We start from the raw sequence: 21,249 nt of genomic DNA, 5'->3' as shown, positions 1-21,249 counted from the left end.
TTCAAACTCCGAAACTTTCGCCACAACCACACATATTTTTGACGTTGGGATTGTGGTAGACAAAGTTACTATTCAACCCTTGACGAACAAAATCGATTTCTGTTCCATCAAGCATTGGCATTGCACTTAAGGCGACGTAAAACTCAATCCCCCTAGAATTCAACTTAAGGTCCGTTTGCAGCGCTTGTTCGATAAGCGCTACCTCATAGGCGAATCCCGTACACCCCGAAGGACGAACACTTAAGTGAAAGGACTGCCCATTTGCAGATAGTTGTAGGATTCGGTTGGCTGCCGATTCTGATAATTCAATCCCCTTCCACTCCATGTCATGAATAGAAATTTCAGTTGATTCTGAACTTTGAATGCTCATCTCAAACTCCTCATTCTGCCTATCAAATTGCACTCATTGCATGAGAATGATATTGATTATCACAAAAGATTCAACCACTCAGTTTATAAGGCTTTATTTGTGACACACTACATATTGACATTTTGATATTTGCAAATACCATATATAGAATCATATGCTAACGATTATCATTACATTTAGGATGAATAAGATGGATATTATTGTTTACTCAAAACCTCAGTGCGTGCAGTGCACAGCGACAGTAAAAGCGCTTCAAACAAAAGGGATTGAACACAAAGTAATTGACCTAACGCAAGATGATTCTGCAATGAGCACGGTGCAATCTTTGGGTTACAGACAAGCACCCGTTGTTGTGGCGGGATCACGCCATTGGTCTGGGTTCCGCCCTGATATGATCAGCCAGATCAGCTAATGCTGGTTTATTATTCGAGTGAATCGGGCAACACACAACGCTTTATAAACCAGCTTGAATTGCCCGCTATTCGCTTACCTATTGACCCTGACGGTTACTTCCCGCCAATAACATGCCCTTTTGTTCTGGTATGCCCGACGTATGCAGATGGCCAAGGGCGCGGAGCGGTACCAAAATCGGTAATTAAAGCTCTAAATGAAGAGCATACTCGCTCACTGCTTATGGGCGTTATCGCATCAGGGAATAGAAACTTCGGAACGCTATTTGCCCAATCAGGCAATATTATTTCCCGCAAGTGCAACGTACCAGTGCTGTATCGATTTGAACTCTCAGGGACACCACAAGATGTACAAATCGTGCGTCAAGGGCTAACACAATTTTGGAGCCATCATGGACACGCAATTCACTCATGAGCATCTCGATTACCATGAGCTAAATGCCATGCTCAACCTTCTTGATCAACAAGGAGATATTCAGTTCGAGTCAGACAAGCAAGCCGCTCGGCAGTTCTTTCTTCAACACGTTAATCAAAATACGGTTTTCTTTCATAACTTGAGTGAAAAGCTCGATTACTTAATCAAAGAAGGTTATTACGAAGCCGAAGTATTACAGCAATACAGCCCTGCATTCATTAGCCAAATTTGGGATCAGGCTTACCAGACCAAATTCCGTTTTCGTACTTTTCTCGGTGCTTACAAATTTTTTACTTCTTACGCCCTTAAAACCCGCGATGGGAAACGATACCTAGAACGTTTTGAAGATCGAGTGGTGATGACCGCACTAACATTAGCCAGAGGCGACGAAACGTTCGCCCTGCAGTTGATGAATGAGATCATCCACCAACGATTTCAGCCGGCCACACCGACTTTTATCAATTCAGGTAAGAAAAGCCGTGGGGAATTGATCTCTTGTTTTCTGCTTAGAATTGAAGACAACATGGAAAGCATTGGGCGAGCAATTAACTCTTCATTGCAGCTTTCAAGACGAGGGGGAGGCGTTGCGTTATTGCTGAGTAACTTACGTGAGCAAGGCGCTCCAATTAAAGGCATCCTCAATCAGAGCTCTGGAGTTGTTCCGGTAATGAAGTTGCTTGAAGACAGCTTCTCGTACGCCAACCAGCTCGGAGCAAGGCAAGGCGCAGGTGCTGTTTATCTAAATGTACATCATCCCGATATCATGCAGTTTTTAGATACTAAACGCGAAAATGCCGATGAAAAAATCCGTATAAAAACACTCAGCCTCGGCGTAGTGGTACCTGATATTACCTTGGAACTTGCCAAGCAAAATAAAGACATGTATCTGTTCTCCCCGCATGATGTAGAGAAGCTGTATGGCATGCCGTTCTCTGAAATAAGCGTCACCGAAAAGTACCATGAGATGGTTGACGATCCGCGGATCCGAAAAACCAAGATCAGCGCACGAGTTTTATTCCAAACCCTAGCAGAGATTCAGTTTGAATCTGGCTACCCTTACATCATGTTTGAAGATACGGTTAATCAGGCAAACCCAATTGAAGGGCGGATTAACATGTCTAATTTATGCTCTGAAATACTTCAAGTAAATGATGCATCGGAGTTTAACGACGACTTAAGCTACGCACATTTAGGGCGGGATATTTCATGTAATTTAGGCTCAATTAATATTGCCAAAGCACTCGATGGCGGTGATCTTCCTCAGACAATTGATGTATCTATTAGGGCGCTTAATGCCGTTTCTGAAATGTGCGCCATCGACAGTGTTCCTTCAATACGTAAAGGTAATGATGAAAGTCACGCAATTGGGCTTGGGCAAATGAATCTACATGGATTTTTAGCTCGCGAAGGCATCCATTATGACAGCCCTGAAGCTGTTGATTTTACCAATGTTTACTTCGCTACAGTTCTGTTCCATTGCCTTGTTGCCTCAAACCGCTTGGCAAAACAAAGGCAAACCACCTTTAATGGATTTGAACAGTCAAGCTATGCGAGTGGCGAGTTTTTTAACCAATATTTGGAAACAAACTTCCAGCCAAACACTGAGCAAGTATCTGAGTTACTCGCGAAGTTAGACTTAAAACTCCCCAACCAAGATGATTGGGCGACGCTCAAACAGCAGGTTATGCAAGATGGGCTCTACAATCGTAACTTACAAGCTATACCGCCCACGGGTTCGATCAGCTATATCAATGACTCTACCGCTTCTATTCACCCTGTTACCGCGAAAATCGAGATTCGTAAAGAAGGAAAGATAGGCCGTGTGTACTTCCCTGCTCCCTATCTGGATAACAGCAATCTCGAGTATTACCGAGATGCCTATGAAATAGGGGCGGAAGCCATTATTGACGTGTATGCTGCCGCGACTCGCCACGTCGATCAAGGTTTGTCTTTAACCTTATTCTTTAACGATAACGTCACAACACGTGATATCAACAAAGCGCAAATTTACGCATGGAAAAATAAAATTAAAACGCTTTATTACATTCGTATGCGCCAAAAGGCGTTAGATGGTACTCAGGTTGATGGCTGCGTTTCTTGTACGCTTTGATTGAATGGAAAACCAAATTATGACGACAATAACCACTTTACAACCAGTCAGAGCAATCAACTGGAACCGCATGCAAGATGACAAAGATCTTGAGATTTGGAACCGACTCACGGTGAATTTTTGGTTACCTGAAAAAGTTCCTCTTTCCAATGACATTCCAACATGGAAGCAGCTCACTGAAGAAGAGCAAACTTTAACCATTCGTGTCTTTACCGGATTAACACTGCTCGACACCATACAGAACACAGTTGGTGCTCCTGCATTAATGGCAGACTCTAGAACTCAACATGAAGAAGCAATACTCACTAATATTGCCTTTATGGAAGCGGTGCATGCACGTAGTTACTCTTCGGTATTCTCGACCCTTTGCACTACCCCTCAAATTGATGAGGCTTTCCGTTGGGCTGAAGAGAACGAACTGCTGCAGCGCAAAGCCCAGATTATTTTGGACGATTACAAAGCCAATGAAAATCCTCTAAAGAAAAAAGTCGCCAGTGTTTTTCTCGAAAGCTTTTTGTTCTATTCCGGCTTTTATCTACCTATGTATTGGTCAAGCCGCGCAAAGTTAACCAACACTGCCGATCTCATTCGTTTGATCATTAGAGACGAAGCCATTCATGGCTACTACATAGGGTATAAATTCCAACAAGCGTTCAGCGAGCTTAGTGAAGCGGAGCAGGCGATAGTGAAAGATGAAGCGTTTGCGTTGATGTTCTCTTTATATGAACTAGAAAGCCAATATACCGAGTCATTGTATGATGACGTAGGGCTAACTGAAGATGTAAAACATTTCCTTCACTACAATGCCAATAAAGCACTAATGAATTTGGGTTTTGAGCCGCTGTTCCCTGATGAGCTGTGCCAAGTTAGCCCCGCAATTATGGCGGCACTCTCCCCTAACGCTGATGAGAACCATGACTTTTTCTCGGGTTCGGGATCCTCTTACGTGATAGGTAAAGCCGTCGCAACCGAAGATGAAGATTGGGATTTCTAACATTGTAAATATCAGAATCACTTTAATGTGCTTCCCATCCCCGTTCATTGTGTAGCAAACACCGGCAATATTACCGGTGTTTGCTACGTAGTGGTTTTAAGCTAAATCCTCACACACTCGATTTTGTACATTAGGTGGGGCTGGTTCGTAATGACTCAACGTCATATTAAACGTACCTTCACCCCCAGTAAGCGAACGAAGCCTACGAGCATAGTCTTGCAACTCATTCACTGGCGCTTTTGCTCTCAATATAGTGAAATTATTAGCCTCAGGCTCTGTACCTTCAATCAAGCCGCGATTACCCGATAGGTCACCAGAGACATCACCAACACTTGATGTGGGAATGTACAGTTCCATTTGAACTATCGGTTCAAGCACAATAGGGGCGGCATTATTAACAGCATCTAAAAAGGCTTTTTTACCCGCAATAACAAAGGCAATCTCTTTCGAGTCCACAGAATGGTATTTGCCATCGTAAACTGTCACTTCAAGATCTTTAATTGGATTGCCGGAAATTGCCCCCTCTTCCAATGCTTGATGTATGCCCTTCTCAACGGCAGGGAGTAGCGCGGTAGGAATAGAGCCTCCAACCACCTTGTTCACTAGCTTAAATCCTGTGCCCCGCTCTAGTGGACGAACTTTTAACTGAACTTCACCAAATTGCCCCGCACCGCCACTTTGCTTTTTATGCCTATATTGCCCTTCGGCAGCTTTGGTTATAGTTTCAAAATACTCGACACTCGGTTGCTCAGTCTCTACATCTAACTTATAGATATTCGCCATTTTTTCTAGGGCTACTTTAAGATGAAACTCACCTTGACCACTGAGAATGGTTTCGTTAGTGCGTGTTCTATGCTCTATACGTAAGGAAGGGTCTTCACTGATAATACGATTAATCACATCGCCAAGCTTTTGCTCATCCCCCCGCTTCTTAGCTTTTAAACTAACGGAATACATAGAGTTAGGAAAGTTAAGCGTTTTTAGCTGAACATCATCTTCGGCATGAGAGTCATGCACTATTGAGTCAAATTCCAACTCATCCACTTTTGCAAGAACGCAAAAATCCCCCGCTAGCGCTTTATGAATTTCATATCGGTCTTTACCTTGCAACTGATATAGGTGCCCAACTTTAAAAGATTTATTACTGCCACCGATATATAAATGGCTACCTGCGGTGATCTCACCTTGGAAAACACGTAAATAGGCGAGTTTACCCATATATGGATCGACACTGACCTTATAAACATGAGCGACGCTGTGCTCTAAAGTTTCACAATTTACTTTTATCTTTGTACCATTTTTTTCTAATAATGGCGGGTTGCCTTCATTAGGCATCGGCATAATTTCTGAAAGCGTTTTTAATAATAGTTCAACCCCCGCCCCGGTTTGTGCCGATACAAAGCAAATAGGGATAACATGGTGAGTGCGAAGCGCTTCTTCAAATGGATCGTGAAGTTGCTCTGGGGTTAGCTCTGAACCTTGTTCAAGGTAGAGTTCCATCAATTCTTCATCGACCTCAATAACTTGGTCAATAAGAGTTTCATAAGCTTCACTGACATTAGAAATCAATGTTTCTTGCTCATGTTGGGGCTCAAAGTAGCAATCAACGACAGATTGACCATCAACCGATGGAAGATTTATCGGCAGACAGTTATCACCAAAATGCTCAAAGATCTTATCCAAAATTTGTTCGAGTTTATTGCCGTGATTATCTAACTTGTTAATGATGATCATTTGGCATTTTTTCTGCTCTTTGGCGAAAGCAAATAATCGGCTTGCTGTTTTGTTTATCGGAGTTTGAGGATCAATAACTAGAGCGGAAGTTTCTACGGAGGGGAATATACTTAACGTTCTACCAAGCAATTCACTTTGTCCGGGAGTATCTATGATATTGAAGCGCCGATTTTGCCAAGACAATGTCACTGGGGTGGCTTCAATACTCCGTTGATATTGAATCGACTGGGCATCAAAATCGGTGACTGTGTCTCCTTTTTCTACACACCCTAAATGCGTTGTTGCCTCTGAAGTAAATAGGAGTTTTTCGATCAGCGTGGTTTTGCCTGTACCCGTTTGACCAACAAACGCAATGTTGCGGATTTTATTAATAGGCATGGAGCCTCCTTGCGAGATGACGAGAGAAGACAACCTGATTTCAGGTTACAAGTTAATTTAAGTAGGCGGGTTTACCGCCTTCTCGTCTTCCATGTCATTTTCCGGATGGCTCTATGCATAGATACCTCAGTCATTGATGAATAGAGGGTTTAACTAGCGTGCCGTATCAACAACAATATTTATGTGACGTATTTCAAGCTGCTTTGATTACATTCTAATCTATTTAACAAAAATCACCTTTAATATGGCTCGTTACCCATTCTAACTTCACTTTATCGCGTTCGAAAAACCAGCCCTTGTATTGATTACTTCATTTCACTCATGGCAAATTGAATCTCTTCTGACGAAAATCCTTTGCGGCTTAACATAGCATATGCTTTGTTTCGTTCTTTATGCGTGCTTAAATCGTAGGATTTTTTCTCTAGTTGCTCTAGGCAAGCGCCGTAAAAATCTAACTGTTCAGAGTGAATTAATTTTTCTACTAGGGAATCAAGATCGGTGATGTCTATTTTCCGCTGGCGCAACTCTTGGCGAATCACTGTCATCCCCTTCCCCTTGCGGGCATATTTCAACACTTCCTTTTCTAAATCCGCTTTTTCCGCTTTGATCTCAAGGTTAGTTTGCAGTTGATGAAAACAGACATGTTGTTTTATCGCTTCATTGACTTGAGAATAACTGAAGCCTCTTTTTTGCAGCGTTGCCGTGAGCTTTTCTTTGCTCATGCTGAACTCTTGATAATAGCTATTTACACGTTCATTTAAAATCGCTTGCTCATCAATACACAATTCATCCTTTACCTTGGCAATGGTTTCATTGATCAGCGTACTGTTAAGCCCTTTCTTTTTTAGCTTTTCGAAAATGTACCCGCTGCCATACTCACTGGAAAATGAACGTTCTGCGAACTTAACGGCAAACTCGTTATCTGATTTTAGATAACCAAAGCCACGCAACTTCTCTAGAGTGTCGGCTATCCAATCTTCGTTATCTGTTTTGACTCGAAGCTTAGCAAGTAACTCACTTTCCGTAAGGTCCTTTTGACCCAAGTGCCACAATGCTGAGTTCATAACACTTTCTATACGCGTTGCTTTTTTAACTCGATTTTCGTCAGGGCGCACACTGCGGTCTCTTTTTAAAGGAATGCACCAAAGAGTTTACACTAATCTCTATCTTTTCTGGGCGAACTATTAACGATTCGTTAAGCCATTTCCCTATCACACTTAAACTCGCCATGATAAAAGGTTCAATGACCAATTGACTGCGCGACAACTATACCCAAGAAACTTTAAAATTCAGCAATCACAACATTGATGAGCATGACAAGTGCGCTTTGTGCAGAGCGTCAAAAAGAAACAAACTTTTAGACATATTTGGCATTCTCCAATCTACCGCCTTAGCTCATCAACATACGGACCTACCTGAGTAACCTTATTGCCGCTGGAAATTCATATTAGATCCCCAACCATTTGTGGGAAAACTCGACCTTGCTAAGATAATAGATTATCACCCACGAAATAAAAAACGTAATGATTGCATACAAGCTAGCATCTAATACCATAATTCCAGTTAATACTTCATTAGTAGAACGAGATAAAAATTCCAATATAATATAATGAATACAATATATTCCCATCGTATACTTGCTAACTTTACTTAGTTTGCTTTCCTTATTATCTAATCCATTGAAGAAAACATATAAGCTAATAGCACCAATCATGGTGGTGTAAACAGTGCCTGATGAAAACATGAAAGCCACATCATTCTTCAAATCGATAAAATATACAGTTAACCCGACGGCTACAAACATTGATGCAAAGTACCCTAATAGACTGATAATCTTGCCTTTTGAGCCAACAACAAAGTCTTTCAAGATATCTCCCATAGTAAAATACCCTATATAGGTGAACAATTGTAAGATTTGAATTTTCATGTTCATTTCAAATACAGGCGCTATGAGAAGAGAAACCACACTGAATAACACATAACCTTTTGTCGATAGCTTGTTTTTAATTTTGTATAATAAAGGCGTAACCAAATACAGACCAAATATCATATACAAAAACCACAAGTGTATATAAGGAGTTCCAACAAAAAAATCCACAACAACGCTGCTTACTGTACTTCCTTCAACGAAAAACATCTTATATCCACTATAAATAACTGACCAAAATAGTAAGGGATATAAAACTCGATTTGCTCTCTTAACATAAAAATCTTTGATGCTTATTTTTGAAAGACAATCCATCAAATATCTACCACTAACCATTACAAACAAAGGCACTGCAACCCTAGTAAAAACAGCGATAGATGTTGATAGCTTCAAATCAAGATTGAACTTATCAAAATTAGCTATTATAAATATTGCAAAACTATGCAATATAACCACCATTATGATGGCAATGACTCTCAAAGAGTCTATATTCATTTCCCTTTTCATTTACCACACCATTATCATTGTGAAACATAATTTTCAAAACTTATCTAAATCCTAGTTAAGCTAAAACCTACAAATATAGCACTTACTCCCTTTACATTAACGACATACCATTTACCATAAGAAAACCATCAATTATTCCGTCAATTTTTACAATATTCCAATTAACATTTGAATAAAAATTTTTAATCAGAGATTTATTATACTCACCATTCAAATGACGTTGATTCGATAGAAATACTCTACCTTCAGTTATTCTCCTCTAGGAGTCGTATACGTTAATACAGGAGTACTATTCGCTTACATTCTAGCCATGCTGCAATCTAAAATGCCTGATAAGTACTGAAAATATGAAGGAAAAGTTGGAGTCGTACCTCACGCCTAGGCACTTCTTGCGGTAAACTAAATAAAGAACCCATCGGCATCGATGAAAAAACATTTCCTTAGCGTTGTTCAATTTGCATTACATTCGAAATGTCGTCCAACTCAGCCCTGCGAATAACTATCTTATTCTTTTTGAGGTTATCTCCACTTTTTAACAAATCCATAATTGAAACAAGTGCTAGTCGCTAATTTACCTATGAGTGCGAATGAATGATAACGGCTCCCTCTCCCATAGTGATTAACAACATGCTGAAGAACCTACGGATATGATGTCTACAGTTCGAACTATTGCTGTTAATCTTGCCTATAATTCGCTCAGTATTCACAGCGCTGATATATATAGCAAGTGTACTTTGTGAAAAACCTTCAAAAGAAACAAACTCTTAGACACATTCGGCATTTTACAATCTACCGCTCACCTTATTAATACTAAAACGGCGGGACACACATTTTAAATTTGCCCTTCTATTTGGCTTTGTTTCCTAAATAATGGAACTAACTCATCAACCTACGATCTGATCAACTAAGTTCATTCAAATACTTAGACCAATGGGCCAAGCCTCGCTACAAAACAACTAACTGGAAACACTAAAACCAAGCTTTAATCAATCGCGGTTAACTGACATCTGGGATTGATGAAGAAGCCATTCAGCTATGGAAGCAAATCAAGCAAGGCAACCGTGAGAGACTTCGTTTGTTTAATGACTTAGCCATTGAGAGGTCTGCAAGGGTTCATCAACTCAATTATCAAGCTCGCTCAACTACCGTTGTCATGCCCTCATTGTTCATGCATTAGCAAGCAAGCCAAAACGGTCAACGTCGTGTTCAAGACAAAGACTAGAGCTAGTATTAGGGTCACCCGTTGCCTTCGCTATCTGCTTCCACTATTTACTTGAGGTGCGTGTGTCCTTCCCTCATAAAACCGTGTCCGAAAATGGGGGAATTTCTTATAGCATGATTAAAATAATGTAATAATCAGATCTAAAATGCATAAAAAACCTCTTTATTATAATTAATTATCGACGGAAAACTTAAGTGTTCAGATGAAAACAACAACGTATTATTGACACTATTGAGACGTTTATTTGACGTATTATGAAGTGCTGTTTAATTTTCATCAAATATTAACAAACGAAACCAATTGAATTTAAAGAGAGTATATTTAATTTAATAAGGTAAATAAAAAATCATGTTGCAAAACTTAATGTGATAAACAATGATTTACAGAGTGAGATAATTAACACCCATCAAACTGTTCACATTTATGGTTATGATTAGAAAGTGAATACATATCATTTTTATATGAGGTATCGCAATGAAAGCATTTAAGTGTACATTTGATATTATTTTGATGTTATTGACATCATCATTCTATGTATCAGCAACTGAATATCGAGTATTTTCTGTTGATACATTGGAAACAACGCTTTCCGAACTAGAATTAGGTGATAGCATTATTATGGATCCCAACGGGAATTGGCATGATAAAGAGATTAATATTAATGTCTCAGGTACAGCCGATAGTCGAATCACAATATCAGGAGGAGGGCAGTTAATACCCATATCTGGCACTTCAGTCATCACTGTTAATGGCAGTTTTATCGATCTTTCTGATTTTAAATTTTCTGGAGAGACATCAACAAGCACTGGTGTTATTCACATTCATGGCGATGAAGTATCGCTCACGGATTCTGTATTTGATGGCATAGAAGGCGAAGGAAAGTGGCTATCTATTTCAGGTCGATTCGCTAATATTTCTCATAATGTTTTTGAAAACAAGAATACAAAAGGTCAAATCTTAACAGTTTGGCGCCCCGATTCCTCCCCAAATTTCACTAAAATCACCGCCAATCATTTCAAAAATTTTGCGGATGGTCGAGGTGAGAATGGCTGGGAAGCAATCAGAATTGGAACATCCCACACATCTCTCTCTGGCTCATATTCAACTGTTTCAGGAAACTTGTTTGAAAGTATGAATGGAGAAATAGAATTGATTTCTCTCAAATCTGGCCATAATAAAGTACGTAATAATACCGTGATTGGTAGTAAAGGGCTAATTACTTCGCGGCATGGAAATTACAACGAGTTTAGCGATAATATCATATTAGCAAATGGCGTTAAGCATGCTGGTGGTTTTCGTTTATATGGCTCACACCATGTGGTTAAGAATAATTATATCCAAGGAATTAGAACCACTTCCAACACACGAGGTGGAATTGTTATACATAGCGGGACTAACTCACCATCTGATCATTCAATTCCATTAAGTTCAAAGTGGACCGCAAATAATATTATCATCGAAGACAATACGATGATAGATTCTGAGCAAAGTATACTGTTTGATAATAAGTATAGTTTTTCGCCTGAAAATATCGTTTTGGAAAACAATGTCATCATTGCATTAAGTGGTAAAGAAACTATTAGAATCGATTCAACCCCAATTAATTCATGGTGGATTGGAGGCGTATATGAAGGAGTTGATGCACGATATATTGATGAAATTAATATGGTCCCTACTCCTAGCGATGAATCGATGTTTTATAGTACTATGGATGGATTGTTACTTCATCAACATATTGGTGCGCATGATTTAACGCGACTATATCCCTCTGATGTTGGCCGCAGGAGTGAATAATAGCATTAGCTCTTGAAAGGACAGGCACCCCATGTATTAAAAATCGTAAGATGCGATAAACTTAATCAGCTAAACCCAAAGGTAAAAGGCAAGACCTGCCCCTTCGGTTCCATTAAACCTTGCCACTGCATATACCCAGAAACTTGAAGATGCAGGTAGGCGGCAAGTAAGAAAGCCCCCTGAGCATAGGTGAACTATGTGATTGAGGCGCACGAACACAGCCAACACCGCTGCAACTTCAAGTATGACGGGTATAGACCAAAGAGCGCAATTCACCGATTAAGCTCATCATTGTGCTACTGCGCAGCACTCAAATACGCTAAGATGCACGCCATTATTTTAGCTAGAGCCTTTATTACCCAATGACTAATGCCACAACGCCAACCACCTTTGCGGAACTTGCCCTAATTCAACCTTTGTTAGCTCGGCTAACAGAGCTGGAATATCAACAACCTACACCAATTCAAGCGCAAGTTATTCCATGTGTGTTAGCAGGGCGTGACTTAATTGCAGGTGCAAATACGGGATCGGGTAAAACGGCAGCTTTTGCACTGCCAATGCTACAGGCAATTTTTGCTAAAAAAGAAGCAGAGTACGCTAGAGGCAGCAAAGGTAACTACGTTACTGGGCTGATTTTAGTCCCAACGCGTGAACTGGCTAAACAAGTTGCTGATAGCGTGAAGTCATACGCTACGCACTTCAACGGCGCAATTAAAACCGTAGCGGTGTTTGGTGGTGTTTCTACCAATACTCAAATGCTTGCCTTGCGTGGCGGTACCGATATTTTGGTAGCGACACCAGGTCGATTACTCGATTTAATTTCAAGCAATGCGATTAAGCTTGATCGAGTAAAAACCTTAGTACTTGATGAAGCCGATCGAATGCTAAGCCTAGGCTTTACTGAGGAACTGTCTGAATTATTGGGCAAACTACCACAACAAAAACAGACGCTGCTGTTTTCTGCAACCTTCCCAGAGCAAGTACAAGCTTTAACTCAAGAGTTACTCAACGACCCTGTTGAAGTTCAGCTACAAAGTGATGATGCCAGTACTGTAGTACAGCGTGTTTTTAACGTGAATAAAGGCGAAAAGACCGCAGTGTTAGCGCATTTGATTAAAAAGCATCAATGGCGACAGGCACTGATTTTCGTCAACGCTAAAAATAGTTGTGAGCACTTAGCCGATAAACTGTACAAGCGCGGCATTGAAGTAGATGTATTTCATGGTGACAAAGGCCAAGGCTACCGTACTCGTATACTTGATGCATTTAAATCAGGTGAGATTGATGTATTAATCGCAACAGATATTGCTGCCCGTGGTTTAGATATTGAAAAACTACCAGTGGTGATCAACTTTGATCTTCCAAGAAGTCCATCAGATTACATGCACCGCATTGGTCGAAGTGGTCGTGCTGGCGAAGTTGGCCTAGCCTTATCTCTGATTGATTATGAAGACCTTCATCATTTCAAAGTTATCGAGAAGAAGAACAAAATCCGCCTCGAACGTGAACAGGTAGAAGGGTTCGAAGTCGATGAAAGCATTACCCAAGAGATGTTAGAAGCAAATAAGCCTATGGCTAAACCTGAAGGCACGGGTAAGAAAAAGCGCAAGAAGAAAGCACTTAATACCTCAGATGTTTGGTTGAGAAATTCATAGCCAAACCATTAATGGTATAGCCAAGAAACTTGAAGGTGCAGGTAGGCGGCAAGTAAGAAAGCCCCCTGAGCATAGGTGAACTATGTGATTGGGGCGCACGAATACAGCCAACACCGCTGCAACTTCAAGTATGACGGATATATACCCAAGTACCTTAGCGTCACTTGGGTATACTGGTAGATAGATATAATTTGATTTGAGAAGCGTCAAATCACTGATACACCCAATTAACTTGAAGATGCAGGTAGGCGGCAAGTAAGAAAGTCCCCAGAGCATAGGTGAACGATGTGATTGGGGCGCACGAATACAGCCAACACAGCTGCAACTTCAAGTATGGCGGGTATACACAGAACAATAAGGTAGAGACAATGAGTGGAACCATTCGAGCCAATATTCAGCCTGGATCAAAGGTGAAAATTGTCCTTAAAAAAGATCAGCGAAGCGGAACACTAACCTCTGGTGTTGTAAAAGACATTTTAACTAAGTCGCCAAACCACCCACACGGAATTAAAGTTCGCTTACAAAATGGTGATGTTGGGCGCGTGAAAGAGATCGATTAGTCAATTATCTAAAGCCCTTCATCAAACACAATGAGAAGCGATAATGTGCTTCTCATTTACGCCTTAAATTCAACTAAGTCCACCAGCTACATACCCAGCGAAATATCTATCCCCTATTAGCACCTGAAACTAAACGAGCAAATACAGCCACTAAAGCCGCCTCTCAGCAGCTTATTTATTATTGTAAATCAGTGCATCTCGACACTCACCTTCATCTAACTCTCTGAATAAATTAGATCTATACCCAAAAAACCTGAAGATGCAGGTAGGCGGCAAGTAAGAAAGTCCCCTGAGCATAGGTGAACTATGTGATTGGGGCGCACGAACACAGCCAACACCGCTGCAACTTCAAGTATGACGGGTATATTCCAATATTACCTTTGAGACTTAGTTCACCTAAGAATTAGAAAACAAACCCGCCACTACGATCAATATCAATAGTAATGCAAATAATATTAAGTATCATTTGCATTACTATTGATGGTTACATTAATATCTCCACCATGAATGTAAGTGATTCTCAGTTCACTTCCAATACAACCCTCATAACCTGTATTAATTCATTTAAATATTACGGATAATTAATGAAAAGATTTAAGCTCTCTATAATCGCTGTTTTTGTAGCTAATTCTCTTACCAACATCGCCGTTGCGGATACTGATACCCCAGATATCGGAAATTACGAAACGGTTGTCGTTACCGCTACCAAAACAGACAAGTACATTACCGATGTACCTCAAATGATTGCTGTTGCCAGCGATGAAGATATCAAAAACCAACAAGCAACAGACATTAGTGAAACCCTGAATAGAATGGCAGGGGTTGAGGCAACTGGTGGTCCTTATGGCCAAGTTTCTATACGTGGCGGTAGCCGTGGGCAAGTAATTTTGAATGTTGATGGCATAAATCAATCTGTTGATACCAACAAAGGAATGGCCAGTAACCCGCTCAGTATTGACCCATTGTTAGTGAAGCAAATAGAAGTCATCAAAGGCGGAGGATCGGTTCTTTATGGCTCTGGTGGTATTGGCGGTGTTGTTGTTATTCGAACCAAGAGTGTCGATGATTTATTGAGCGGCAATCACAATCATGGTGGTTTTGTTCGCACCCGCTACGACTCATCAGATGAAGCATTTCATAATGGTATCGGCATTTACGGGCGCACATCCGACACTAGCTTTGACTATTTGATTACAGCCGACGGTTATGACAGTGAACTAAATGAAGATAACCTAACGAAACACACCAAGAACCAAAGCCGTAATTTCGCTGGCAAATTTGGCATGAACATTGATGACGACCAGCGTCTGCAATTAAACCTCAAACACTCAGAACGTGAATATACGAGTGCAGTTGTCGCGCCCGATAATTATGACAACGACTCAATACAACTAACTCATGAGTTGTACCGTGGCGATAATATTAATCTAAAAACCAATATAAGTTACGCAAAAATTGAACGTAGAGCCGCTATGACTAACGCTCTTGCTGGTCTACAAGAGAGCAATGTCGATCGCTTTCAGTTTGATACTCAAAACACCCACTACATTAAACTTGACTCATTCTCTCATGAGGTTACTTATGGCTTGAACGCATTAGATACCGAACAAAAAGGCTGGGTAAACGGAGAAGTAGAAAGCTTCGCCAATGCGAACGGACAGCGTAAAGAGTACGGTGTATTTATTCAAGATACGATGAACTTGGGGATAGTGACCGCGACTGGTGCACTGCGCTATGTTAACTACAACATGGATGGCACTAGTTCCACTAGCGTTAATACAGAAAAGACACTCCCAAGCTTGGGGTTAACTATTGACGCAACCGACTGGCTTGCTTTGTACGCAAATTACAGCCGCGATTTTCGAGCCCCTTCTATTGACGAGATGTACACAGAAATTCAGTTCTCACCGTTTATGGCTATCGTACCTAACCCAGATCTGAAACCAGAAAATAGCGTTAATCGAGAAGTTGGCTTTGGGTTACATAATTCTGGGCTATTTACTGAAAGTGATTATGGAAGCCTCCGCTTCACCTATTTCGATCAAGATATTGACGATATGATCGAAGCAAGCCCAACTTTCACCATTAACCCAGTTACTGGGGGAAGGGAATATACCACCATTAATATTGCTAAAGCGAATCGATCTGGTGTGGAATTAGAACTAAATTACAGCCTGGATAATGTGACGTTTTCAGCATCGACCGACTATCGAAAAATGAAAGACAAAAAAGCGAATGTTGAATACCGCTATGCTCGTAACCTCAACACCGCGATTACCTATCACCTCCCCATTTTGAATATGGCTGCTACTTGGCTTACGAAATCAGCAAGTTCTTCCGAGATATCTGGCTCACGAATCAGTGGTTACACCGTTCAAGGTTTGCGAGTTCAAGCCAGTTACAATGGCTTAGAACTTAGTGCCGGTGTGCGAAATCTATTCGATACAGAATACCAAACAGAAAGAGGCATTGATGGAGAAGAACGCACCTACATGATTGGCGCTGCGTACCACTTCTAGCAAACCACAACAACAAAGAGCCTACGAAGTTCGTAGGCTCTTTAGGTTCTATTATGACAAGAATCAATTTACTCATCAGCCTTGTTTCACCTTATTGGCGTAGCAAAGAAGGTCTTAAGGGGTGGGGACTATTATCCATCACCTTTCTATTAACCTCCTTAACGACGTACTCAAGTGTTTACTTCGCTGAATGGAATGCCACTTTCTATAATGCTTTGGAAAGCCGTGACTATGACCGAATCATGCATGAGGTGTACCGCTTCATCTACATATTATCGGCAATGGCTATAATCGGTGCGAACCGAACATACTTTCTCGTTTGGCTGAAATTGCATTGGCGAGAATGGATGACCAGAACATACACAAAAAAATGGCTGAAAGACAATCGCTTTTATCACGTTAATCGTGACAGCAAAATAGATAACATTGACCAGCGGATAAGTGCTGACATCTCGATATTCACCAATGAAACGACCACATTGTTCTTCAGTTTTCTTGATGCAGTGATGACAGTGGGCAGTTTTGTTGTTGTCCTTTGGAATCTATCCGGCACCTTAGATTTCGAACTACATGGCTACTATTTTTCAATTGAGGGTTACTTAGTATACGGCGCATTTATTTATGCAATCTTGGGGTTTTTAGGCGCTCGTTTGGTTGGTAAACGTTTTAAATTCCTAAACTGGCAAGGAGAGAAAGTAGAAGCTGATTATCGCCGCCATGTAATGACAATTACTGAACATAACGAAGCGATTGCCTTTGCCAAAGCTGGGAACACAGAGCAAAAAAGGCTTCAACGTTTTTTTGAAGCTATATACAGCAACGCTAAAGAGACAATGAAAGTAAATCGTCGCTTCAGTCTGTTTACCTTGTTTTATGGTCAGGGCATGTTTCTGCCACCACTATTTCTAACGCTTCCAAAATTTTTAAGCGGAGCAATAGATCTCGGCGGTTATATGCAAATAAGAATTGCATTCTCTCAAGTCGTTGGCTCAATTAGCTGGTTTTCCGACTCGTACGACTTATTAATGTCATGGTTCGCAACAATGGATCGAATCGGACAAGTTCGTGAAAGTATCATCGATGAAAGCAGTCAAAACCTCGAATTATCCACTAATTGTAATGCCTTGATCATTAAAGATTTAGACCTATTCACGCCAACCGGGCAACACTTACTAAGTATCCCAAATTGGGAAATGAAACGTGGCGAAAGGTGTCATATTAACGCGCCATCTGGCTCAGGAAAAACATCTCTAATTAAGGCAATAACGGGGTTATGGCCCCACGCTAATGGATCGATTGAAGTAACGGATAGTCTCCTCGTTATATCTCAACGTGATTATATTCCAGCAATCAAGCTACGTGATGCGATAACTTATCCGCACAGTATAGAAATTGATGATGAGCACTTAATCTCGGCTTTGCACATGGTCAACCTTTCGAGCTTTTCCGAGCGCTTAGATACGGTTGAAGAGTGGCAGCAACAGTTGTCTGGTGGAGAACGCCAGCGCCTAAAACTTGCAAAATGTTTTTTATTAAATCCTCGCTGGCTCATTCTCGATGAGGCTTTTAGTGCCATTGATGAATGCACTGCAAAAGCAATCACAAATAATATCTTCTCGGCGCTCCCTAGTGCAGGGCTTATTTGTATTGCTCATAACGAATGGACAAAGGATCTATACCCAAGAAACTTGAAGATGCAGGTAGGCGGCAAGTAAGAAAGTCCCCTGAGCATAGGTGAACTATGTGATTGGGGCGCACGAACACAGCCAACACCGCTGCAACTTCAAGTATGACAGGGATATTTAGTAAACCACTAGAATTTGAAGGCACAATATGAAGAAACGGAACATGTTTCATTGGACTCAAGAAGCGCATTTGTACATTGACTTAATGTTTAGGCGAGAGTTTGTTCGAGGATTTAGAGCAATAGACGCAATAACACCACTGGAAAAGCTCAAAATATTAGATGCTGGCTGTGGTTTTGGAAGCCTTACTCGAGAGTTAGCTGAACACTTCGAACCTCATACTATATTTGGATGCGATATAGATGAGAATTGCATCGATTCATGTAAAGAGAAACACAACAGCATTAACTATTTCACCCAAGACTTATTGCAACCGATTCAAACCGGTGAAAAGTTTGATCTGGTTATACTAACGACCGCTATGGCTCAGTTTTCAGAGCAAGACCAACTCGTTGTTTTGAAAAATATTACAGAGAGGTTAAACCAAGGTGGATTCATTTGGATAGTCGATGTAAATAGTGAAAACACCACCTCAATATTTCGCGATTTATCAAAAATGCATAGTGTCGTATACAAAAATAAATATAGTAAACAGTTACTTTATAAGTTTCCGATCTATTCACTTACTAAATACTTACCACTTTCATTAGTTCATATCATTGATCGATTGGGAATTGGTTCAAATGTCCTAACCCAGATGATATTACAGATTGAACCAACGCCGTAAGCCGTTACATCAACAACCTACTACCGCATGTAAGGTATTCGCTCTTTAATTGATCGCCCCCCCCCCAGAAAGTGCCAGCGATAATCATCGCTGGCACGCCTCTATAAGTTCACCCCACGCGATTGACGGTTGGCACCATCAAACGATAGTATCAACTAAATGTTTCAATTAATTAAGTCTTAATATGAGTAGCAACAAGGTTCATTGGGGTATTGCTGGATTGGGTAAAATAGCCCATCGCTTCGCGAGAGATCTGACGCAACATGCGGAAAAATCTGAACTTTATGCTGTTGCGGCAAGAGATCAACAGCGTGCCGATGAGTTTGCCGAGCAATACCACTGCCAACACAGTTATGCGTCTTATCAGGCTCTAGCAGAGGACCAAATTGTTAATGTTGTCTACATCGCTACCATTCATCCTTTACACAAAAACATGGTTGAATTGTTTTTAACTCACGGCAAACATGTCTTGGTTGAAAAGCCTGCTTTTACCAACATAGAAGACTGGGATGAGATGTCTGCTCTCGCCAAAGAGAAAGGATTACTGTTAATCGAGGGAATGAAGTCCGTCACCTTTCCCGCATACCAAGCATTGCGGCAGTTTATTCAAGAAAACAATGTGAAAATCGACTCAGTCGACGCTTCCTTTGGTAACTGGCATGCATTCGATACAAATCAACAAATATTCAACCCAAATTTATGTGGTGGAGCTACTTTGGATGTCGGTGTATACGCTTTATGGCTATATGCCGATTTATGCCACCTCACGAAAACCTCAATATTAAAGCCCTCGGTGAACTACCATAAAGATAATGCCGAGTCCGAAGTGGACGAAAATGTTGAATTTGTTTTCGATGGAGAAATCAAAGGCAAAATCTGCGCCTCTATTACCCAAAACCTAAAGCGCGAAGCGATAATTAAAGGCCCTGAGCTTGAAATCATTATTCATGACAAGTGGTGGAATCCTAAAACCATCGATATTTCATATTTAGGTAAGAAGCAAAAAATAATAACGCCAACAAGAGGTGGTGGATTTGAATATGAGATTGAGCATGTATCCTCACTCATCCTCAATAGTAAATTTCAATCCGATATCGTTCGTCACGAGACCAGTCGACAAGTAATTTCCGTCATGGAAACAAGCTTGATGGAAAATGGCTTTCAGTATTTGCTTCGTTCATCAGGTAAGGATAAGTTTAACTAAAACAAACTCACCTTACCGAAAGCGCTTCATTTCTGAACGATAGCCGTTCGGAGTCACTCGCTTGTAAGCTTTAAATTGACGATTAAAATTTGCTTGATTTTCGTACCCTACCTTCTCAAAAATTATACTTACCGGAAGGTCGGTATTGACGAGCATATCGCAGGCCATGTTAAGACGGATTTTCTTGAGATGCTGACTAAAACTCTCATTAAAGTGCTTTGAAAACAATCTGCGCACGCTACTTTCACTAAGGAACAAGTGCTTGGCAAGGTGGCTCAGTGATATTTTTTCATTAAAATGAGCCAGCAAATACGCCTCGGTTTTTTCAATGTTTTCATTAGCCCGACTTTGTCCTAGGCTAGTTATCATTGCCGTTGAATTAATCAGCCGGACAGTATGGTTATCCTCAAGTAATAGAGCAAAGATTGTCATCAAAGTCGCGAGTTGTTTTGCTGGAGTCAACTCTAATACATTCGACAATAGACTAACCACTTGTTCTGCCGTCTCTGTTGAAAACTCTAACCCACTGCCAGCGTCTTCCAGCAATGCACTTAATGGTTTCAATTCGTGGCAGTCATTAATCAATGAGTTAATCCACTGCTTTCGAAACCATATAACATGTGTTTCTTTTATATTTGAGTGATCGGTAGAGTCAGAATAAATAGCGTGAGGCAACCCCGGCCCCATCAAAATCATATGATTATGATAGAGTTCACTATTGTAATGCCCCACAAAGTAGTGCCCCGTAAAGTTGCGATGAATGGCAATTTCGTATTCGTTATGCCTGTGCCAACCATAACTCTTGCATGGTTCAAGTATTTTTTTATAGCGCCAAGAAGCGCCTATGCGCTGAGGTACACGTTCCAACTTACCCTTCATATTCATCCATAAAGTACTTATTAGATATCGACAGGCTACTATAACAGCAAAATATAAGCGAATAGTACTACCACATAAACATATGCGACTCCTGCAAGG

At 40.8% G+C, this 21,249-nt stretch carries 16 protein-coding genes and 1 pseudogene; 12 read left to right on the top strand and 5 right to left on the bottom strand.

Annotated features, from left to right (window positions below):
* Window position 1: 1 nt before the first annotated feature.
* A complete protein-coding gene (locus L4C38_RS15165; protein ID WP_428798399.1) occupies window positions 2-370 on the bottom strand; it encodes a HesB/IscA family protein in 369 nt (122 codons plus the stop codon).
* Between the two features lie 190 nt (window positions 371-560).
* Here L4C38_RS15165 and nrdH point away from each other — a divergent pair, with 190 nt between their 5' ends.
* From nrdH to nrdF, 4 genes are read left to right on the top strand one after another with little or no spacing between them, the layout of a single operon-like run.
* Entirely contained in the window at window positions 561-782 is a 222-nt protein-coding gene (gene nrdH / locus L4C38_RS15160) for a glutaredoxin-like protein NrdH (RefSeq protein WP_428798398.1), read from the top strand.
* Window positions 782-1,195, top strand: coding sequence for a class Ib ribonucleoside-diphosphate reductase assembly flavoprotein NrdI (nrdI, locus tag L4C38_RS15155; RefSeq protein ID WP_428798397.1), 414 nt, complete (start codon window positions 782-784; stop codon window positions 1,193-1,195). Before nrdH ends, nrdI begins: the two co-directional genes overlap by 1 nt.
* Entirely contained in the window at window positions 1,173-3,305 is a 2,133-nt protein-coding gene (gene nrdE / locus L4C38_RS15150; RefSeq protein ID WP_428798396.1) for a class 1b ribonucleoside-diphosphate reductase subunit alpha, read from the top strand. The genes nrdI and nrdE overlap by 23 nt, the downstream gene beginning before the upstream one ends.
* A 19-nt stretch (window positions 3,306-3,324) precedes the next feature.
* Window positions 3,325-4,299: a class 1b ribonucleoside-diphosphate reductase subunit beta gene (nrdF, locus tag L4C38_RS15145; RefSeq protein WP_428798395.1), complete on the top strand. Its 975-nt coding sequence runs from the start codon at window positions 3,325-3,327 to the stop codon at window positions 4,297-4,299.
* A 96-nt stretch (window positions 4,300-4,395) separates the two neighbouring features.
* On the opposite strand, the gene fusA is transcribed toward nrdF, so the two are convergent.
* From fusA to L4C38_RS15130, 3 genes are all read right to left on the bottom strand, one after another.
* On the bottom strand, window positions 4,396-6,411 hold the full coding sequence (gene fusA / locus L4C38_RS15140; protein WP_428798394.1) for an elongation factor G: 2,016 nt from the start codon (window positions 6,409-6,411) through the stop codon (window positions 4,396-4,398).
* 305 nt (window positions 6,412-6,716) lie between these two features.
* On the bottom strand, window positions 6,717-7,475 hold the full coding sequence (locus L4C38_RS15135) for a recombinase A (protein WP_428798393.1): 759 nt from the start codon (window positions 7,473-7,475) through the stop codon (window positions 6,717-6,719).
* Between the two features lie 383 nt (window positions 7,476-7,858).
* Window positions 7,859-8,845, bottom strand: a complete 987-nt coding sequence (locus L4C38_RS15130) for an acyltransferase (protein WP_428798392.1) — start codon at window positions 8,843-8,845, stop codon at window positions 7,859-7,861.
* A gap of 985 nt (window positions 8,846-9,830) precedes the next feature.
* Here L4C38_RS15130 and L4C38_RS15125 point away from each other — a divergent pair.
* From L4C38_RS15125 to L4C38_RS15090, 8 genes and pseudogenes are all read left to right on the top strand, one after another.
* A pseudogene (locus tag L4C38_RS15125) lies at window positions 9,831-10,080 on the top strand (transposase); the annotation flags it as partial.
* A 461-nt stretch (window positions 10,081-10,541) separates the two neighbouring features.
* Window positions 10,542-11,861, top strand: a complete 1,320-nt coding sequence (locus L4C38_RS15120; protein ID WP_428798391.1) for a polysaccharide lyase 6 family protein — start codon at window positions 10,542-10,544, stop codon at window positions 11,859-11,861.
* 362 nt (window positions 11,862-12,223) lie between these two features.
* Window positions 12,224-13,516: a DEAD/DEAH box helicase gene (locus L4C38_RS15115; RefSeq protein WP_428798390.1), complete on the top strand. Its 1,293-nt coding sequence runs from the start codon at window positions 12,224-12,226 to the stop codon at window positions 13,514-13,516.
* 368 nt (window positions 13,517-13,884) lie between these two features.
* Window positions 13,885-14,076: a YwbE family protein gene (locus L4C38_RS15110; protein ID WP_428798389.1), complete on the top strand. Its 192-nt coding sequence runs from the start codon at window positions 13,885-13,887 to the stop codon at window positions 14,074-14,076.
* A gap of 584 nt (window positions 14,077-14,660) precedes the next feature.
* Window positions 14,661-16,595, top strand: a complete 1,935-nt coding sequence (locus L4C38_RS15105) for a TonB-dependent receptor domain-containing protein (RefSeq protein ID WP_428798388.1) — start codon at window positions 14,661-14,663, stop codon at window positions 16,593-16,595.
* Window positions 16,596-16,648: 53 nt separating this feature from the next.
* Window positions 16,649-18,310, top strand: a complete 1,662-nt coding sequence (locus L4C38_RS15100; RefSeq protein WP_428798387.1) for an ABC transporter ATP-binding protein/permease — start codon at window positions 16,649-16,651, stop codon at window positions 18,308-18,310.
* 133 nt (window positions 18,311-18,443) lie between these two features.
* Window positions 18,444-19,067, top strand: a complete 624-nt coding sequence (locus tag L4C38_RS15095) for a class I SAM-dependent DNA methyltransferase (RefSeq protein WP_428798386.1) — start codon at window positions 18,444-18,446, stop codon at window positions 19,065-19,067.
* A gap of 184 nt (window positions 19,068-19,251) precedes the next feature.
* Window positions 19,252-20,271 carry a Gfo/Idh/MocA family protein gene (locus tag L4C38_RS15090; RefSeq protein ID WP_428798385.1) on the top strand — a complete coding sequence of 340 codons (1,020 nt, stop codon included), beginning with the start codon at window positions 19,252-19,254 and terminating at the stop codon, window positions 20,269-20,271.
* 12 nt (window positions 20,272-20,283) lie between these two features.
* Here the strand turns inward: L4C38_RS15090 and L4C38_RS15085 are convergent, their stop codons facing one another.
* Window positions 20,284-21,150 carry a helix-turn-helix domain-containing protein gene (locus L4C38_RS15085; protein ID WP_428798384.1) on the bottom strand — a complete coding sequence of 289 codons (867 nt, stop codon included), beginning with the start codon at window positions 21,148-21,150 and terminating at the stop codon, window positions 20,284-20,286.
* Window positions 21,151-21,249: the final 99 nt, after the last annotated feature.

Origin of the sequence: Vibrio kasasachensis, assembly GCF_050337565.1 — a bacterium.
Classification (GTDB): domain Bacteria; phylum Pseudomonadota; class Gammaproteobacteria; order Enterobacterales; family Vibrionaceae; genus Vibrio; species Vibrio kasasachensis.
The sequence above is the reverse complement of the archived record's forward strand: the minus strand, read 5'-3'. Positions and strand labels throughout refer to the sequence as shown.

What these genes read in the sequence shown, in the direction of transcription:
- L4C38_RS15120 (WP_428798391.1), top strand. Translation starts at nt 10,542, where the DNA reads ATGAAAGCATTTAAGTGTACATTTGATATTATTTTGATGTTATTGACA.
- L4C38_RS15095 (WP_428798386.1), top strand. Translation starts at nt 18,444, where the DNA reads ATGTTTCATTGGACTCAAGAAGCGCATTTGTACATTGACTTAATGTTT.
- L4C38_RS15090 (WP_428798385.1), top strand. Translation starts at nt 19,252, where the DNA reads ATGAGTAGCAACAAGGTTCATTGGGGTATTGCTGGATTGGGTAAAATA.
- nrdE (WP_428798396.1), top strand. Translation starts at nt 1,173, where the DNA reads ATGGACACGCAATTCACTCATGAGCATCTCGATTACCATGAGCTAAAT.
- L4C38_RS15105 (WP_428798388.1), top strand. Translation starts at nt 14,661, where the DNA reads ATGAAAAGATTTAAGCTCTCTATAATCGCTGTTTTTGTAGCTAATTCT.
- L4C38_RS15115 (WP_428798390.1), top strand. Translation starts at nt 12,224, where the DNA reads ATGACTAATGCCACAACGCCAACCACCTTTGCGGAACTTGCCCTAATT.
- nrdF (WP_428798395.1), top strand. Translation starts at nt 3,325, where the DNA reads ATGACGACAATAACCACTTTACAACCAGTCAGAGCAATCAACTGGAAC.
- L4C38_RS15130 (WP_428798392.1), bottom strand. Translation starts at nt 8,845, where the DNA reads ATGAAAAGGGAAATGAATATAGACTCTTTGAGAGTCATTGCCATCATA.
- nrdH (WP_428798398.1), top strand. Translation starts at nt 561, where the DNA reads ATGGATATTATTGTTTACTCAAAACCTCAGTGCGTGCAGTGCACAGCG.
- L4C38_RS15135 (WP_428798393.1), bottom strand. Translation starts at nt 7,475, where the DNA reads ATGAACTCAGCATTGTGGCACTTGGGTCAAAAGGACCTTACGGAAAGT.
- nrdI (WP_428798397.1), top strand. Translation starts at nt 782, where the DNA reads ATGCTGGTTTATTATTCGAGTGAATCGGGCAACACACAACGCTTTATA.
- fusA (WP_428798394.1), bottom strand. Translation starts at nt 6,411, where the DNA reads ATGCCTATTAATAAAATCCGCAACATTGCGTTTGTTGGTCAAACGGGT.
- L4C38_RS15100 (WP_428798387.1), top strand. Translation starts at nt 16,649, where the DNA reads ATGACAAGAATCAATTTACTCATCAGCCTTGTTTCACCTTATTGGCGT.
- L4C38_RS15085 (WP_428798384.1), bottom strand. Translation starts at nt 21,150, where the DNA reads ATGAAGGGTAAGTTGGAACGTGTACCTCAGCGCATAGGCGCTTCTTGG.
- L4C38_RS15165 (WP_428798399.1), bottom strand. Translation starts at nt 370, where the DNA reads ATGAGCATTCAAAGTTCAGAATCAACTGAAATTTCTATTCATGACATG.
- L4C38_RS15110 (WP_428798389.1), top strand. Translation starts at nt 13,885, where the DNA reads ATGAGTGGAACCATTCGAGCCAATATTCAGCCTGGATCAAAGGTGAAA.